The sequence below is a fragment of the Paraneptunicella aestuarii genome (assembly GCF_019900845.1).
GTDB lineage: Bacteria > Pseudomonadota > Gammaproteobacteria > Enterobacterales > Alteromonadaceae > Paraneptunicella > Paraneptunicella aestuarii.
The window spans coordinates 1,026,959-1,043,734 of the sequence record NZ_CP074570.1; the positions used below are offsets into that span (position 1 = coordinate 1,026,959).

At 44.0% G+C, this 16,776-nt stretch carries 15 protein-coding genes; 10 read left to right on the forward strand and 5 right to left on the reverse strand.

All coding sequences use genetic code 11. The features are described from left to right. Window positions 1-39: 39 nt before the first annotated feature. On the reverse strand, window positions 40-2,262 hold the full coding sequence (locus KIH87_RS04275; RefSeq protein WP_232360300.1) for a S9 family peptidase: 2,223 nt from the start codon (window positions 2,260-2,262) through the stop codon (window positions 40-42). Between the two features lie 247 nt (window positions 2,263-2,509). On the opposite strand from KIH87_RS04275, the gene KIH87_RS04280 reads away from it, so the two are divergent. Then, window positions 2,510-3,334: a tRNA1(Val) (adenine(37)-N6)-methyltransferase gene (locus KIH87_RS04280; RefSeq protein ID WP_232360301.1), complete on the forward strand. Its 825-nt coding sequence runs from the start codon at window positions 2,510-2,512 to the stop codon at window positions 3,332-3,334. A gap of 86 nt (window positions 3,335-3,420) precedes the next feature. On the opposite strand, the gene KIH87_RS04285 is transcribed toward KIH87_RS04280, so the two are convergent. From KIH87_RS04285 to fldB, 4 genes are all read right to left on the reverse strand, one after another. Then, a complete protein-coding gene (locus KIH87_RS04285) occupies window positions 3,421-3,798 on the reverse strand; it encodes a hypothetical protein (protein ID WP_232360302.1) in 378 nt (125 codons plus the stop codon). 343 nt (window positions 3,799-4,141) lie between these two features. Then, window positions 4,142-4,588 carry a GNAT family N-acetyltransferase gene (locus KIH87_RS04290; protein ID WP_232360303.1) on the reverse strand — a complete coding sequence of 149 codons (447 nt, stop codon included), beginning with the start codon at window positions 4,586-4,588 and terminating at the stop codon, window positions 4,142-4,144. Between the two features lie 8 nt (window positions 4,589-4,596). After that, window positions 4,597-5,301, reverse strand: a complete 705-nt coding sequence (folM, locus tag KIH87_RS04295) for a dihydromonapterin reductase (RefSeq protein WP_232360304.1) — start codon at window positions 5,299-5,301, stop codon at window positions 4,597-4,599. A 52-nt stretch (window positions 5,302-5,353) separates the two neighbouring features. Beyond that, window positions 5,354-5,920, reverse strand: a complete 567-nt coding sequence (fldB, locus tag KIH87_RS04300; RefSeq protein WP_232360305.1) for a flavodoxin FldB — start codon at window positions 5,918-5,920, stop codon at window positions 5,354-5,356. A gap of 127 nt (window positions 5,921-6,047) precedes the next feature. On the opposite strand from fldB, the gene xerD reads away from it, so the two are divergent. The 9 genes from xerD (at window position 6,048) to relA (ending at window position 15,701) form a co-directional block, all read left to right on the forward strand. Further along, on the forward strand, window positions 6,048-6,989 hold the full coding sequence (gene xerD, locus KIH87_RS04305) for a site-specific tyrosine recombinase XerD (RefSeq protein ID WP_232360306.1): 942 nt from the start codon (window positions 6,048-6,050) through the stop codon (window positions 6,987-6,989). Window positions 6,990-7,194: 205 nt separating this feature from the next. After that, complete coding sequence (gene dsbC / locus KIH87_RS04310) at window positions 7,195-7,920, forward strand: bifunctional protein-disulfide isomerase/oxidoreductase DsbC (protein ID WP_232360307.1); 726 nt, start codon at window positions 7,195-7,197, stop codon at window positions 7,918-7,920. Between the two features lie 31 nt (window positions 7,921-7,951). Further along, window positions 7,952-9,667 carry a single-stranded-DNA-specific exonuclease RecJ gene (recJ, locus tag KIH87_RS04315; RefSeq protein WP_232360308.1) on the forward strand — a complete coding sequence of 572 codons (1,716 nt, stop codon included), beginning with the start codon at window positions 7,952-7,954 and terminating at the stop codon, window positions 9,665-9,667. Window positions 9,668-9,688: 21 nt separating this feature from the next. Then, window positions 9,689-9,964, forward strand: coding sequence for a hypothetical protein (locus tag KIH87_RS04320; protein WP_232360309.1), 276 nt, complete (start codon window positions 9,689-9,691; stop codon window positions 9,962-9,964). A gap of 58 nt (window positions 9,965-10,022) precedes the next feature. Next, on the forward strand, window positions 10,023-10,775 hold the full coding sequence (gene recO, locus KIH87_RS04325) for a DNA repair protein RecO (RefSeq protein WP_232360310.1): 753 nt from the start codon (window positions 10,023-10,025) through the stop codon (window positions 10,773-10,775). A 112-nt stretch (window positions 10,776-10,887) separates the two neighbouring features. Beyond that, window positions 10,888-11,619, forward strand: coding sequence for a pyridoxine 5'-phosphate synthase (gene pdxJ, locus KIH87_RS04330; RefSeq protein ID WP_232360311.1), 732 nt, complete (start codon window positions 10,888-10,890; stop codon window positions 11,617-11,619). Between the two features lie 64 nt (window positions 11,620-11,683). Next, window positions 11,684-12,064 (forward strand): holo-ACP synthase, encoded by a 381-nt coding sequence (gene acpS, locus KIH87_RS04335; RefSeq protein WP_232360312.1) that lies wholly within the window; start codon window positions 11,684-11,686, stop codon window positions 12,062-12,064. Between the two features lie 34 nt (window positions 12,065-12,098). Continuing rightward, window positions 12,099-13,511 carry a 23S rRNA (uracil(1939)-C(5))-methyltransferase RlmD gene (rlmD, locus tag KIH87_RS04340; protein ID WP_232360313.1) on the forward strand — a complete coding sequence of 471 codons (1,413 nt, stop codon included), beginning with the start codon at window positions 12,099-12,101 and terminating at the stop codon, window positions 13,509-13,511. A gap of 33 nt (window positions 13,512-13,544) precedes the next feature. Then, entirely contained in the window at window positions 13,545-15,701 is a 2,157-nt protein-coding gene (relA, locus tag KIH87_RS04345; protein WP_232360314.1) for a GTP diphosphokinase, read from the forward strand. Window positions 15,702-16,776: the final 1,075 nt, after the last annotated feature.

The window sequence follows — 16,776 nt, forward strand, 5'->3', positions numbered from 1 at the left end:
TGCTAATTAACCCGTGCTCAGTATGTTGCTCCGAAGCGCTTAGTGCGCTTCGGGATGCAAGTTACGATCAAAGAAATTGGTGATGGTTTTGTACAAATGGATGCCGGTTTCCTTGCCACGAATACTATGCTTCTTACCAGGGTAATCCATCACTTCGAACGGCAGGCTCAGATCTTGAAGGTGCTTATACAAACGAGTGCTGTGAGTGAAAAGCACGTTGTCGTCAGCCATGCCGTGGTAAATCAACAGCTTGCCTTTAAGGTTCTTGGCATAAGGGAACACGGATGAATTGGTGTAGGCATCGGCATTGGTTTTAGGATTGCCCATGTAACGTTCGGTGTAATGTGTGTCATATAATAACCAATCGGTCACTGGTGCGCCGGAAACGCCGGCAGAAAAGTAGTCTCCCGCTTTGAACATTGCCATCAAGGCCATGTAGCCGCCATAGCTGTGACCATAAATACCAATTCGTTGCTTATCAACATAGGGAAGGGTATGCAGGAATTTCACGCCAGCAACCTGGTCTTGAACTTCAATTTCGCCCATGCGCTCGTAAATCGGTTCTTCAAAGGCTTTGCCGCGATAGTTGGAACCGCGATTGTCTACCGTAAACACGATATAGCCTTTGTTTACCCAATGTTGCATTAGCAAGCCGCGCTGCTTATACCATTCATTGGTAACGATTTGCGCGTGTGGGCCGCCATATACAAAGACGATGACAGGGTGTTTGCCTTTAATTTCTTTCGGCTTCCATAAGCGGTAATGCAAGGTAACGCCATCCTGGGTTTTAAACTTGCCAAATTCCGGGGCAATCCAGTTCGCCATATAAGGATATAAAGGATGGCCTTCTGTTACGGCGTTTTCATGTAGCCATGCAACTTGTTCGCCGTCTGCTTTATGTAAGCTGACTTGCGGAGGTGTATTCACTGTCGAGAAATCATCAACATAGACGCTGGCATCGTCGCTGAATGCGATTTTATGGAAGCCGCTACGCTGACTGATTCGAGCCAGTCCTGAGCCATCGAATCCAACTTTGTACAGGTGTTCTTCGATTGGCGTATCAACGCGGCCGGTGAAATAAAGGGTTTTGCTGGCTTCATCTACAGCTGCAATTTCATTCACCACCCAGTCGCCTTTAGTGAGCTGTTTAACCAGGCTACCGTCGTTATTGTGCAGATAGATATGTTTAAAGCCGTCTTTTTCCGACAACCAGATAAATTGCTCAGTGGAATTCAGGAAACGTAGGCCGTTATGCAGGTTGACCCAGGTGTTGCTTTTCTCTTCTAAAAGCTGTTTTTGTTTCCCGGTTTTGGTATCAAAGGATCTTAACTGCAATGTTTTTTGATCGCGGCTTTGCCATTGATAGGTGAAGTGCTGGTTGTCGTTCATCCAGTTTCCGCGAGCAAAATAGATATCTTGCTCTTTACCCATATCAACCCAATCGGTTTTACTCGCCTTCAGGTCGTAAATAGCCAGTGCAACCTTGGCATTGGGTGTGCCTGCCCGGGGGTAACGCTGTTCGATCATCTTGATGCTGTCAGCATAGATTTCACTACGGGTAATGATCTCAACCGGGGTTTCGTCAATTCTGGTGAAGGCGATTTTTGACTCGTCTGGAGACCACCAATAGCCAGTCATTCGCTCCATTTCTTCCTGTGCGACAAATTCCGCCATGCCGTTTTTGATGTTACCACCACCCTCTTTGGTGATAGGGAATTCTTCACCCGATGCGATATCCATCACGTATAGATTTTGCTCTCGAATGTAGCTGATATAGTGACCTTTAGGGGAGAACTGGATGTCGGTTTCGAATTCCGGCGTATTGAGCAAGCGCTTGGCTTTTTCGTCACCAATGCGGTAGTAGTATGCGTCGCCAGCGAGTGGGAAAAGCAATGCTTTACCATCTTTCGACCATTCGTAGTACATGATGCCACTACCGTATTCTCTCATGCGTTCACGGCGAGCTTTTTCTTCATCAGAGAGCGATTCGTTGCCTGTGTGCAGGTCGTCAGCGTCAAACAATAACTGGGTTTTGCCACTGGCAATGTTGTATTCCCATAAATCATAACGCTCGTAATCATTTTCTTTGCCTTGAATAAAGGTGATACGTTGCCCGTCGGGTGAAACTTTAAGGTTTTGCGGTGCTGTGCCATCTAAAGCGGGGGAACCATAAATACGTTCTATGGTGAGTTGCTCTGAGTAACCATAGCCAGAAAAGGCCAGGCCGGTGAGTAAAGAGAAGATAACCGTTTTATTCTTCATTCCTGCATCCGTAATCTGAAATCATAATCTGCGTCCCTTCACTTTATTGTGCCTGTCATTAGATGGCTGTATGGATTAATCAGTTATTAATCGAAAGATGAAGGTGGACGCGTTTAAACATAGTTTAATCATTGTGCCTGCAATAATGAAGATTCTCTTACGGGATGCAAGGACAATTCGGTATTCCTGTTGAACAAAGTGTAAAGTATTGTCAAAAAGCCGTGTTTTTGTCTGGATAAGGAAAAATATGCCTAATAATGGTTTCCAATTTAAACAGTTTTTTATCGCTCATGATCAATGTGCCATGAAAGTGGGCACTGACAGTATCGTGCTAGGAAGCTGGGTTGAATTTCATCAAGGGCTGTTTTCTGGCGAGGCAAGAAGCAATGCCGATCAAGATGATGGGAATCGTGTAATCAACCTGTTGGATATCGGTACGGGAAGCGGTTTGCTTGCCGTCATGATGGCACAAAAGATTGCTGAATATAGTCAAACGCATCAGGTCGACATACTTCCTTATATTCAAGCCATTGAACCAGATGAAGCCGCGTTGCTACAAGCTCGTGAAAATATGGCAGCAAGCTTATGGAAGGATTGGTTTCAGCTTCATCATGGACGTATTCAAGACATTGCTTTCCAGCCAGCTTCCATGGATCTGATTGTTTGCAATCCTCCTTATTTTCAATCGCAACAGATGAGCCAAAACGATATTAATGCTGAGCGGTTTAGTCAGCAACGCAGAATGGCGCGTCATCAAGACTCTTTATCTTTGCATGAACTGGTGAATCAAGTGGCTCTTTTGCTAAAGCCTTCTGGTGAGTTTTACTGTGTTTTACCTTATGAACAAGCTGAGGACTTTATTCAGATATTGGCTGAGCACTCTTTGCATATAAAAAGTCGGCTATCTGTTAAGGCGACCAGCATGAAACCTGTTAAGCGCATTATTTGGCGTGTCGTTAAGGAGCCGCCAACGGATGAAGTGCAAGAGCTGGAATTAGTGATCCACGATGCCAGTGGTGGATACAGTGATGATTACATTAAGCTGTGTCGCGCGTTTTATGTGAATTTTTAGATGATTATAGTGAAGAGGAAAGTAGTAAAAGAAAAGGAATGACAGGTAGACACGAGCTAACAACATCTACCTGGGTTTTGCGTTAATTAAACGAAATCTTTCACGATGTGTTTTACAGAGCGATGATAGAAAGGCAGGCTAACATTTGGATCAACATTATCTGCTGGATAACCAAATAAACCGAAACGATTACCTTTACAGTGACTAACAACCACCACATGCTTGGGTTCTTCATTTAAACTGCCGCGAAATGGGTCAATGACCGGAATCACATAGTTCTTAACTTTAATTAACCCAACACGGCGCTTGTCTCTGTACATAAAGCTGTCAAAGACTGGCTGATCCAAAATGGCATATACAGCAAATTTGGGGATCTGAATTGGCACATTTCGCCAGTGTAGCTGGACAATCTGTAAATTCTTCACCAGATCTGACATAGCGTCGGGTAATTGAATTTCGCGCATAACCGCCTCTCCTCAATATTAATACCGCAGGCTACGGCTTCCAGCCATTTTTCACCTCTTAAAACCTATCGAGTGATAGATTTGTTAAAAGTTCATTTTTGTAACTTTTACGTTATTAAATATAGCAAGGCAAATAATTATTGGAACTAATAATTGCACAAAAATTAATTAACCCGAGTGGAATAAAATCGACATTTTTAATTTTTTATGACAGGTTATTTTTTATTAAAAAAATAAATACTGTTTATCTTTCAAATGGATAGCTTGAAAATTTTAATTTTAAACATCCAAACGAAATCATCTATAAATGAATATTTTTATAATTTCTTGGTTAAATTCAGGATTATTTTGCGACTAAAGTATAGTAATCAAATTCAGTCATTTTCTTAAATCCCAACTTTTCATATAACGCTTGAGCATTAAAATTGTTTTTTGCTGTGGCTAATTTTATGGAAAGCGCTTTTGTTTCTATTGCGTGCTCTCTTGCTGCGCCGATTAATGATGTTGCGACCCCCTGTTTGCGAAACGATTCATGGACATATAGGTCATTCAAGATCCAAACGTTGCGCATGGCAACCGATGAAAAACTTGGATAAAGCTGTGTAAATCCAGTTCCCTTGCCTGAATTGTCCAGTGTGATAAAAAACACAGAATCTTCATTTTCCAGGCGTTGCGCTACAAATTTACGTGAAGCTTCGATATTTGTTGGTTGCTGATAGAATTGACGATATAAATCAAAGAGTTCGCTAAGCTGAGATAGGTCATTAAGATTGGCTTGTCTGGTGTTCATGGGGAACCTTAAGGTAGTTTTAGGTTGCGTCCCCCGTTGAGGGCAAGAACCTGTCCAGTAATATAGTGGTTGGTGAGCAAATAAAGTACAGTTTGGCTAAAGGTTTCTGCGCCCGCTTCGACACCTAATAGGGATTTTTGCAGTGCCTTGTGGCGATATTCTTCATCATCGGCATCATTAAAGATAATCATGGAAGGCGCAATGCTGTTTACCCGTATTTTGGGAGCCCATTTGCGTGCAAATGAACGGGTCAGATTATCCATCGCCGCTTTCGAAGCAGCATAGGCGATATGCTTTTCACTGCCCGCTTCTGCAACAAAATCGCTAACGTGGATAATGTTCTCTAGCGTTTCATGAAAATGCGCCTGCAAAGCCAGATTGATTAAATAGGGCGCTTTGGCATGAACTTGCATCATGGCATCAAATACAGATTCGGGTTGCTCCAAACTATCTCGATGCCAGCTTGAAGCATTATGGATAATGGCATTGAGGTTTGGGCATTGTTGTTTGGCAAGCTGAATGAAGTCTTTTACGCCCTGATCGGTACTGAAGTCGGCGAACAAGCATTGCACGCCCTGTTGTTGCAACATTTTTAGAGAATCATGCTGGGTGCGATAGGTGATCGTGACTTGATAGCCTTGTGCAACCAGTGCTTGCGCGCAGTGTAATCCTAAACGCTGAGCTGCTCCTGTAATAAGAAGGTGTTTCAACAATTGCTCCTCATTCCTCATTTAATCAATGTGCCAGCTCAGGCTATTGAGCTTTTCAGTCGTTCTTGAGCACGTCTTCAACCGCATCCATTTCAGCCAGAATCTGATCTACCCAAATAGCGATGCGCTCATCGGTTTTATCGAACTGAGTTTCATCATCAAGGCTTAAGCCGACAAATTGAGAACCATCTTCGGTCAGGGCTTTGGAGGCGTTAAATTCATAACCTTCAGTAGGCCAATATCCAATAAAATGGCAGCCTTGAGGAGCAATTTTGTCGTGTAACATGCCAATAGCATCTTGGAACCAGTCCGGGTAACCTTCTTGATCACCTAAACCATAAATTGCCACGATCTTGTCTTGCAGATTCACCTGTTCGATATCATCCCACTGCGATTCCCAGTCTTCTTGCAATTCGCCAAAGTCCCAGGTGGAAATGCCGAAAATGATGATGTCGAAAGCTTCAGCTTTCTTTAAATCCACATCTTTAATGTTGTGAACAGAAACTCTGTCATTGCCATTACAAGCTTCTTTAATTGCTTCCTGAATTTTTTCTGCTGCCATTTCAGTGTAGCAAGTGGTTGAACCGTAAAATAAACCAATGGGAGTTGCTGAATTTGACATAGTCTTTGAATGATAAAAAACGTGTTGCGATAAATTATGGTGCGCGATTGTAACATGGTTGAGCAAATAAACACTGCAACGTGTTACTATTCTTAGACTCCTGAAATATAACCACTTTAATTCTTTTATGACGCGTCCAGATCGCCGAGTTAAGCCTCGTAACCTATCCGAATCTAATGCTGAAATAATAGAGCAGTTTATCGATTCGTTATGGCTGGAAAAGGGGTTAAGTAAGCACACACTTAGTGCATATCGTACGGATTTATCCAAATTCGCTGAGTTTTTGAAAGTCAATCAAGGTGCGAGTGAGTTATGTGATATTCAAGGGGGAGATATTAATCATTATCTGGCTCAGCGCTATGAGCAGGGATTTTCTGAGCGCAGCACTGCGCGATTTTTAAGTAGTCTCAGAGCCTTTTTCAAGTGGCTGCATGAACAGCAAATGCGGGAAGATAATCCACTGTCTCTGATCCATAATCCCAAGCTTTCCAAACCCTTGCCTAAAGTGATATCCGAAGCACAAGTACAAGACTTACTGGAAGCTCCACTTTATGAAGAAGACAGCGTGCAATTGCGCGACAAAGCAATGCTCGAACTGTTGTATGCCTCTGGTTTGCGGGTATCTGAATTAATCGGTTTGTCGCTGAATCAGGTGAGTTTACAACAAGGATTGATTCGGGTGACGGGTAAGGGAAATAAAGAACGTTTAGTGCCAATGGGAGAATTGGCGATTGAATGGATCAATGAATTTTTACGTAAAGGACGCCCAGATTTGCTAAAAGGACGTAGCGATATTTTATTTCCCAGCAGCCGAGGCACAATGATGACCCGGCAAACCTTCTGGCATCGTATTAAGTATTATGCTCAAAAAGCCAATATCGACTCGCGAATTTTATCGCCTCACACACTTCGTCATGCGTTTGCTACTCACTTGTTGAACCATGGCGCAGACTTAAGAGCGGTACAGATGCTGTTAGGGCATAGCGACCTTTCCACAACGCAAATTTACACTCACATTGCCACGGAGCGCCTACAAAAACTGGTTACAGAGCATCATCCCAGAGGGTAAATTTAAAGCTGAACAAAGAGTAAAGGCAAGCTAAGCAAACGACCTAAACCAAAGCTGAATACTATAAGTAATATGTTAATTTGCGTAGAAATCCGTTCTCTGCGGAAATATAATGCCAAATCTTGGGTCTAATACTTTGAATATTCATGTTTAGACAACAGCAGATACAACGAGTGGTACAACACCACGTTAATCGGGATTTTTTATGCAAATCATAACTCGTGTCATGGCTTTGGTATTGGTTGCTTTTGCCTTTGTGGCTCAAGCGCAAGAAGTAGCCGCCGTTGACGGTAAAACAGCCGTTAAAGAAAAAATTGAAAACCTGTTGAAAATGGACGTTATCAGCGTTACTCCATCACCCATTGATGGCTTATATCAAGCGATGACCGAACGTGGTTTGTTTTATGTCAGTGCCGATGCCAGGTATTTTGTTCATGGGCGCATCTTCAACCTTGATGAAGGCATGCGCAATATGACAGAAGAAGCGCTTTCCGGAGCTCGCCTTGATGGTCTTAAAGCTTTCCAAAACGACATGATTGAGTTCAAAGCTAAAGATGAAAAATATGCTGTAACCGTATTTACCGATATCACATGTGGTTACTGCCGTAAGTTGCATAACGAAATGGACGAATATAACAAGCGTGGTATCACTGTTCGTTATTTGGCGTTTCCTCGTGGTGGCCCTCAAAGCCAGGGTTTCAGTGATATGCAGTCAGTTTGGTGCGCTAAAGATAAGCAGGCTGCTTTGACCGCTGCTAAAAATGGTGGAGAAGTTGAACCTGCTGTGTGCGACGACAAGGTTCATGAAGAATATATGTTTGGTCAGCAAGTGGGCGTAACCGGTACTCCTGCCATTGTTTTGGCTGATGGAACCATGATGCCAGGCTATCAGCCGGCTGCTCAACTTGAGCAACTGCTGAGCGCAATGTAGTTTTAACCTGACTTTATAGCATTATTAAATCTTGAATATTCAACAACGCCCGTCTGTTACGACAGATGGGCTTTCTTCTGATTTACACCCTGTCATTCAACAAATCTATGCCCGTCGAGGAGCATTAACTGACGCTGATGTGCAGCGAACTACTTCTCATTTACAGCATTATCAAGGCTTGAAAGGTATTTCCGAAGCAGTGGCTATTTTGGCGTCGGCCATGGCTGAGCAGAAGCATATTATGGTGGTGGGTGATTTCGACGCCGATGGCGCAACAAGCACTGCTCTGGTCATTCGTGCTCTTAATCAATTAGGCAATAAAAAGCACAGTTATTTGGTGCCGAACCGATTTGAATTTGGTTATGGTCTGAGCCCTGAAATTGTCACCATGGCGTATGAGCAGGGCGCAGAGCTAATTATCACAGTAGATAACGGCATTAGCTGTATTGAAGGTGTGGCGTTGGCAAAACAGAAGGGAATGTCGGTAGTGATCACCGATCACCATTTACCCGCTGAGCAGCTACCCAATGCTGATGCCATAGTTAACCCCAATCAATCCGGTTGCGAGTTTGCCTCTAAAAACCTTGCCGGAGTGGGCGTTGCTTTTTATCTCATGATGGCATTGCTTCGACATTTGCAGCAGTCGAACTGGTTTGCCGAGCGGCAAATAAGCCCGCCTAATCTAACTAATCTGCTGGATTTAGTGGCTTTGGGTACGGTTGCTGACGTAGTGAAACTGGACGGCAATAATCGCATTTTGGTACATCAGGGCATTCAACGTATTCGAGCCGGGCAATGTTGCGCGGGGATTAATGCCATGTTGCAAGTTGCCAAGCGGACTAACTCCGATATCGACGCTTCGACAATGGGCTTTGTGTTAGGCCCTCGACTCAACGCCGCTGGGCGCTTGGATGATATGTCTTTGGGCATCCAGTGTTTGCTTACCGATGACGAGTACACGGCGATTCATTTAGCCAGCCGTTTGGATAGTTTGAACAGTGAACGCCGTGAAATTGAATCCAGTATGCAAAAAGATGCAGACGCATTTTTGGCGCAGTTTGCTTTAGGCAATGACACCATGCCAAGTGGCATTGTGCTTTATGAAGAAACCTGGCACCAGGGTATTATTGGTATTCTAGCCGGGCGTGTTAAAGACAAGTACAACCGACCAACTGTGGCAATGGCGTGGCAAGACGAAACCACCTTAAAAGGCTCTGCTCGCTCTATTCCCGGTGTACATATTCGTGATCTGCTGGACGAACTCTATAATCGCTACCCCGGCATTATTCAGAAATTCGGTGGTCATGCCGCTGCCGCTGGTTTAACCATTAATGCAGATAAACTGGCGGCATTTATTAAAGTCTTCGACCAGTTATGTGAAGAATTTCTTGAAGGCATGGAATTGCAGGATGTGATTTTAAGTGACGGCCAGCTACAGAAAGAATGCTTTAATTTACCCTTTGCTCAGCAACTAAAGGCCGCAGGCCCTTGGGGACAAGGTTTTCCTGAACCTGTATTCGATGGTGAGTTTCACATTGTGCAGCAGCGACTGGTGGGAGCCAAACACTTAAAGCTGGTACTGCGTAGCGAACAGGGCGAGGTTGTTGACGGTATTATGTTTAATGTTGATTTGGACGTATGGCCTAACGAAGCTCAGAAAGCACAAGTGGCTTACAAGCTGGATATCAATCGCTTCCGCAATAACGTTTCTTTGCAATTGATGATTGAGGCAATCGAGCCTGTTTAGGGGCTCAAAGCAGGAAAAATCATGGCAACCGAGACACAAAAGTTATTGGCGAAACATCAGAAGCTGATCCAGTCAGATGGTCGAAAAGTAATATCTCATGTGCAACGTGAAGATGGTGAATGGATACAACACACCTTAATGTTGGAAGGGATGGAAGTACCGTTTAAGTTTAAACGCAAAAAGAAATATCAGTCGCTAAAAGGCGCGCGGGTCAACCTGATCTACTATCCTGAAACCGAAAATGTTGCCGGGATGGAGTTTGAAATGATGAAAGTGGTGCGTTTAAAGCGGACTTAACTGTCTGTATAGAAGGCACTTAAAGGCCAACAGACTCAAGAGTAAGAGATTAACGATTGTGAGTATTCGTTCTGGTGAACCTGTTACAGCGACGCTCTATGTTTTACATAGTCGGGCATACCGTGACACCAGCGCTATCATAACGGCCTTATCTGAGGAATTTGGCAAAGTCACTTTTGTTGCCAAAGGCATTCGGAGTAAGAAGAATGCCAAAATTGCATTATTGCAGCCGTTCGTTTCCCTGAGTGCGCAAATCTATGGCAGAAATGAGCTTAAGAATTTAGCCAAGGTCGAAGCGTTAGGCATAGGACTATCGCTGTTCGATACCCGATTATATTCCGCCATGTATTTGAACGAATTACTAATGCGCTTGCTGCCTGTTGAAATGCCTTGTCCTGATATTTATCGACTCTATCACCAAGCGTTGCAAAAACTGGTTCATGGCAGTGATATTGAACCTGTTTTAAGAGAATTTGAAATCGCCTTATTGCAGGATTTAGGCTACGGTATGGAGTTTCATAGCGATTGTATTACTGGTGATGAAATTCAGCCGGGAGTATTCTATCGCTTCGATTTGGAACAGGGGTTTAGCGCAACAGGCAATAATCAACCCAATGCGATTATTGGACAGGTGTTACTGAACATTGGTCAGCAGCAATGGGACACGGAAACCTTAAAGGTCGCTAAGAAAATCGTGCGTTTGGCTATGGCTCCGTTACTGGGAAACAAGCCGCTAAAAAGCCGGGAATTGTTTAGTCGGCCAGCCGGGCAAGTATCGAATTCGTCTGTTCAGCAGACAAAAAATGAATAACCGTGTATCTGTGGCAAAGTACATTGATAGAAGATTAAAAGATGCAAGTCAGTAGAAGGCCACAGCAACAAATATTGAGTTAATCGCAAAATAAGAAAAGGCATACTCACACATGAAAGACATTCTATTGGGCGTCAACATCGACCACATTGCCACATTACGTAATGCGCGTGGCACCAGTTATCCTGATCCTGTTCATGCTGCAGATATTGCTGAACGAGCCGGTGCCGACGGCATCACGGTTCATTTACGTGAAGATCGTCGTCATATCGTTGACCGAGATGTGCGTATTCTTGCTCAAACCATCAATACCCGACTCAATCTGGAAATGGCTGTCACCGAAGAAATGATTGGTATTGCCTGTGAAGTTAAGCCGCGTTTTTGTTGTTTGGTGCCAGAAAAGCGCGAAGAGTTGACCACTGAAGGCGGGTTAGATGTGGTAGGTAGTTTCGATAAAGTGAAAGACGCCACGCAAAGATTGATGCAAGCAGGTATTGCCGTATCCCTGTTTATTGATGCTTCTCATGAGCAAATTGATGCTGCTAAAGCAACAGGCGCTGAATATATTGAAATCCATACCGGACATTATGCCGACGCGACTACAGAAGAAGCACAACTCGCCGAGTTAGAGAAAATCACCGAAGGTGTGCGTTATGCTCATAATCTGGGCATTAAAGTGAATGCGGGTCACGGATTGAACTATCATAACGTAAAACCCATTGCGGCTTTGTTCGAGATTATTGAATTAAACATCGGGCATGCCATTATCGCTCGCGCCGCTTTTGACGGCCTGGAAAAAGCAGTGGCGGATATGAAGCGCCTAATGTTAGAAGCAAGAGCCTGATAAGGGCTTTGCTTCCAGCAAATATCAACAGCGTGAACTTTCAATAAGAACAAACGGAAAAATCATGGCGATTGTAGGTATTGGTACCGACATTGTTGAAATAGCTCGTATTGAAAAACAGCTTGTTAAGTCAGACCGATTAGCAAAGCGAGTGCTTACTCCCAATGAGCTTTCCGTGTTTGAAAATCATGGTTTCCCCGCTCGATTTCTGGCAAAGCGTTTTGCTGCCAAAGAAGCTGCGGTGAAAGCGATCGGCAATGGTATTGGCAATGGCGTGTCATTTCAGCATGTGGAAATTGCCAATCGAGACAATGGTCAGCCTTATTTGCTTTTCTCGGGGGAAATGCAACGTTTATGTGAAGTGAGAGGCGTCACTCACAGCCATATCTCTATTTCCGATGAACAACATTACGCTATGGCTACCGTAATCCTGGAGGCGCTGTAAATGACATTGGTATTTAACACAAGGAGTTTGAACGGTGGTTAAAACCTTTCGTCCACCCAAAAAGCAACGTAAACCCAATAGACAACATCAGGCTTCCCTGCCAGTGTTGGAATTGGATATTCAAAGTCTGGATCATGAAGGGCAAGGTGTCGTTCGTGAACATAAGCCCGTGGTTTTTGTTGATGGGGGCTTGCCGGGAGAACGCTGTCGCGTTGCCTTAACCGAGCAAAAGAAAAATTTCAGTAAGGGCAAGGTGGTGGAAGTGCTTTCTGCACATCCTGAGCGCCAGAAGCCATTTTGTCGTCATTTTGGTGAGTGTGGTGGCTGCCAGACCCAGTACATAGGGCATGCTGCTATGATGCAATTGAAGCAGCAAGCTGTGTCTGGCTTGTTGCAAAAGCTGGCAAATATCACCGATGATACGAGTGAACACTGGCAACCAGCTATTAGCGATAAGGGTACAGGTTACAGACGTAAAGCCAGATTAGCAGTGGATTTCCGTGATGATGCGCATCGCAAGGTAGGTTTTCGAGGTAAGGGTAGCAACAACGTTGTTGCCATTGATGAGTGCCCGGTTTTACAAGCAGGTCTGCAAGCCTTGCTTTCCCCCATACGTGAATTATGTGAACAGTTAGATGCTAAAAGTGCGATTGGTCATATTGATTTGCTTCAAGGTGACCAACGAGTTAATGGTCTGGTGGAAGTAACTGATCCTCTGGTGGTTTTCCGGGTGACCCGAAACCTGTCTGATCAGGATAGACAGCGTTTAGTTAACTTTGCTCAACAGAATGCCTGTCAGCTGGTCTTGGAAGTGCGCCCCGGAGAGTACGAAAGCCTCGATGGACAGCGTATTGATGAAGGCGCTTATATCCACTATGCCTTACCAAATGATGTTCAGTTACAAGTGGGAAGCAATGATTTTATGCAGGTGAATGCCAGCGTAAACTGGAAAATGGTTGAAACTGCGTTATTGTGGTTAGAGCTTGAAGCTAGCGACAAAGTATTGGACTTATTTTGTGGTTTAGGTAATTTCAGTCTTCCTATTGCTCGTCATGTTGCTCATGTTACCGGCATGGAAGGTGTACCCGAAATGGTGCAACGAGCACAACAGAATGCACTACGAAATGGCATTCAAAATATTGATTTTATTTGTAAAGATTTGGAACAACCTGAAACTTTACATTATTGGCGCAAGCTTGATATCAATAAAGTGATATTAGACCCGTCTCGCCCCGGGGCTAAAGAGATGATGAGCCGGATTTTGGAACTTTCTCCGGAAAAAGTGCTCTATGTATCCTGTAACCCCGCCACTTTCGGCAGAGATATTGCAGAGTTGGTTGGTGTAGCCGGGCAAGGCAAGTATCGATTAGACAAAATCGCTTTACTGGATATGTTCCCCTATACGGCGCATACAGAACTGATTTCATTGTTTGTTCGCCAAGGTTAAGCGTTACAAAGGCCAAATAACGAAAGAATAATTATGGTTTCAATTCGCAAAGTACATCAGACGGATCGCCCATGTTTTGCAGAATGGTTAGAACAACTGAATCTGCCTGAAACCACCAAAGAAAAGCTTGCGACAATCTCTGAGCAGCCGGAAAGTTTGCTCATTGGGCAAGAAATGGTGGAAATATTACATGAATTGCAAATGGATGATGAAACCCTGCAAGCTGCGCTGGTTTTTCCCTTCTGCCAAATTCACGAACTCAATGAAGCTCAAATAGAAACTGAGTTTGGTGCCAATATTTGTCGCCTGGTAATGGGTGTCCGTGAAATGGATGCCATCCGCAGTTTATATATCACCCAGCACGTTCGAGCCAATGAAGCTCAAATCGATAAAATTCGTCGTATGTTGTTGGCGATGGTAAAAGACGTGCGCGCCGTATTAATTAAATTGGCAGAACGGATTTGCCGATTAAGACAGTTAAAAGACGCGGATGAAGAATCCCGTGTAATGGCGGCGATGGAATGTTCCAGTATCTATGCGCCATTGGCCAATCGCTTGGGCGTGGGTCAGTTAAAGTGGGAATTGGAAGATTTAGCCTTTCGTTACCTGCACCCTGAAACCTACAAGCAAATTACTATCATGCTTAAGGAGAAGCGTTCTGATCGACAAGGCTTCATTGATGATTTTGTCGAGCATTTGCAAGATGAACTGGATAAAGGTGGTATTCAGGCCAAAGTTTACGGGCGTCCGAAACATTTTTTCAGCATCTGGAAAAAGATGCAGTCCAAGAATCTCGACTTTGAACAGTTATTCGATATTCGAGCAGTTCGGGTTATCGCTAAACGTGTTCAGGATTGTTATTCCACCCTTGGACTCGTGCATTCCATTTGGAGACATATTCCCAAAGAATTTGATGATTATATTGCGACCCCAAAGAGCAACGGCTATCAGTCCATTCACACAGTGGTATTGGGGCCGCAGGGTAAGACGGTTGAAATTCAGATAAGAACCGAGCAAATGCATGAAGACGCCGAATTAGGTGTTGCTGCGCATTGGAAGTACAAAGAAGGCAAGAGCGGAAGCGATGCCAAGTACGAAGAAAAAATCGCCTGGTTGCGCAAAATCCTGCAATGGCAGGAAGAAATGGCTGCCGATGCTGAGCTGGTCGATGAATTACGTAGTCAGGTGTTTGAAGACCGGGTTTACGTGTATACACCTAAAGGTGATGTTTTAGATTTGCCGACAGGCAGCACGCCGCTGGATTTCGCCTATTACATTCACAGTAATGTAGGGCATCGCTGTACCGGAGCAAAAGTAGCCGGGCGCATTGTGCCGTTAACCTACAAATTGCAAACCGGTGATCAGATTGAGATCCTGACCAGCAAAAATATTAATCCAAGTCGTGACTGGATGAACCCGGCTACCGGATATATTCATTCTTCTCGTGCGCGCGCCAAGATCCAGGCCTGGTTTAAGAAGCAAGACAAAGACAAGAACCTTGCTGCTGGTAAGGAAATGCTGGAACACGAATTAACGCGTTCCCGCCTGACTGGCGATGGATTAGAGAAGTGTATTGAACGCTTTAATGTGACTTCTCTGGACGATTTGTACGTCGCTATTGGTGCCGGTGATATTCGTATTATGCAGGTCATCAACTTCCTGCAGCACTTGCATAAGCCCGAGCCTGAAATTGATCCTCGCGCTACACGACATAAACCTAAAACCACCGGTTCCGGTAAAGATCATATTATCGTGGAAGGTGTGGGTCGTTTGATGAGCCAGATTGCCGGTTGCTGTCAGCCATTGCCGGGAGATCCTATCGAAGGTTACATCACTATTGGTCGAGGGGTGAGTGTTCACAAGCGTGACTGTGAACAATTGAAATCACTGTTGCAGCAACACCCTGAGCGAGCTATTGATGTTAACTGGGCGCATGATTTACATGAGAAATTCCAGGCCGTGTTGGATGTTTCCTGTGTTGATCGTAACGGTATATTAAGAGACATCACCACTATTCTGGCCAATGAAAGAACCAGTTTGTTGGCAGTGGAAACCTACCCTCAGAAAGATGCGCAAAGTGCGCGTATTCGCTTGAGTGTTGAAGTGGCTAACGTCAATGCGCTGAGCAAAACCATGCAGAAAATACGTAACGTAAATAGCGTTATTGATGTGCATCGGGTTGGTAAATAGAGCGAACGTTTACAATGGGAAAATCAGCAGGAGGAGTGACATTTGAACTTCTGAAATGGATCCCGTTTCTCATAAAAAATATAATAAAAACAATTAGAAAGCAACATTTGATCCATTAGGTCGAGTACATAGGTTACTAATGCTTTGTACTCGACTTATTTGGAAAATAATGAACTAAATTATCGTCTGTACTTGTACCTAATAGATACAAAAAAGTTATCTGTTAAATGCTCTGTTTTTTAATATGTTTGTCTCTGACTTCGTTAGACGAATCTATATTTTTGCGATTTGCCAGTGGGGTTGTCTCGATTGGTCATTTCAGTTAAACCGCTGTCCTTCTTATGTGCGCCTTTCACGCTGGCGCTGCACACAAATCTGGCTTTGGCATTGTTCCCCTGTTGCCACTAAACCTTTTTCCTGTTTTTCTTACGGGGCGTTCTTGCTGGTGGGTTTTTATAAGGTCTTTCAACCCCGACAACATCGGCGCGTCTGTTTACGTGCTCTTTGTATTCGTTAATGACAGGCTCCGCGTTTTTGCCTACCTCGGCCTTACGTTTATGGTTTCTAAGGTGCAAGAAAGCCCAATGTAGCGTAAAACAAAGCGAGATAACCATTATCCATAGCTCATATATAACGTTCGATATGAGCATTAACACTAAGACCATAACCAGATAAACATTGAGTAATCTAGATTCCTTTCTGACTTCTCGCATCTTTTCAATGTGGGGGTAAAACTTCTGTTTGTCCTGCCATAAGCGAAGCTGGTTTATTTCAAATTGACTCAGAGGTTTCTTGGACATAATACAAAGCCGGGTCTGTGTGAATTAACAATGGTTCAACCAAAAGCGAAAGGCTAAGGCAAGTTAAGTAGTTGAGTAAGGAAACGCGCAGGATTTTAACCGAATAACGACGAGAATGAAATTTTGTGTCTGTGTTCAAGCTAAAAAAGCCCTGGGACATTTCCCAAGGCTGGCTTACTGTTTCGGCTGGTGGCATTTTGTGAGCTCTAGGGCAAATCTAGAGGGCGTTACTGTCTTCTATATACATTCCGATGAACCCAAGGTTATATAGATTA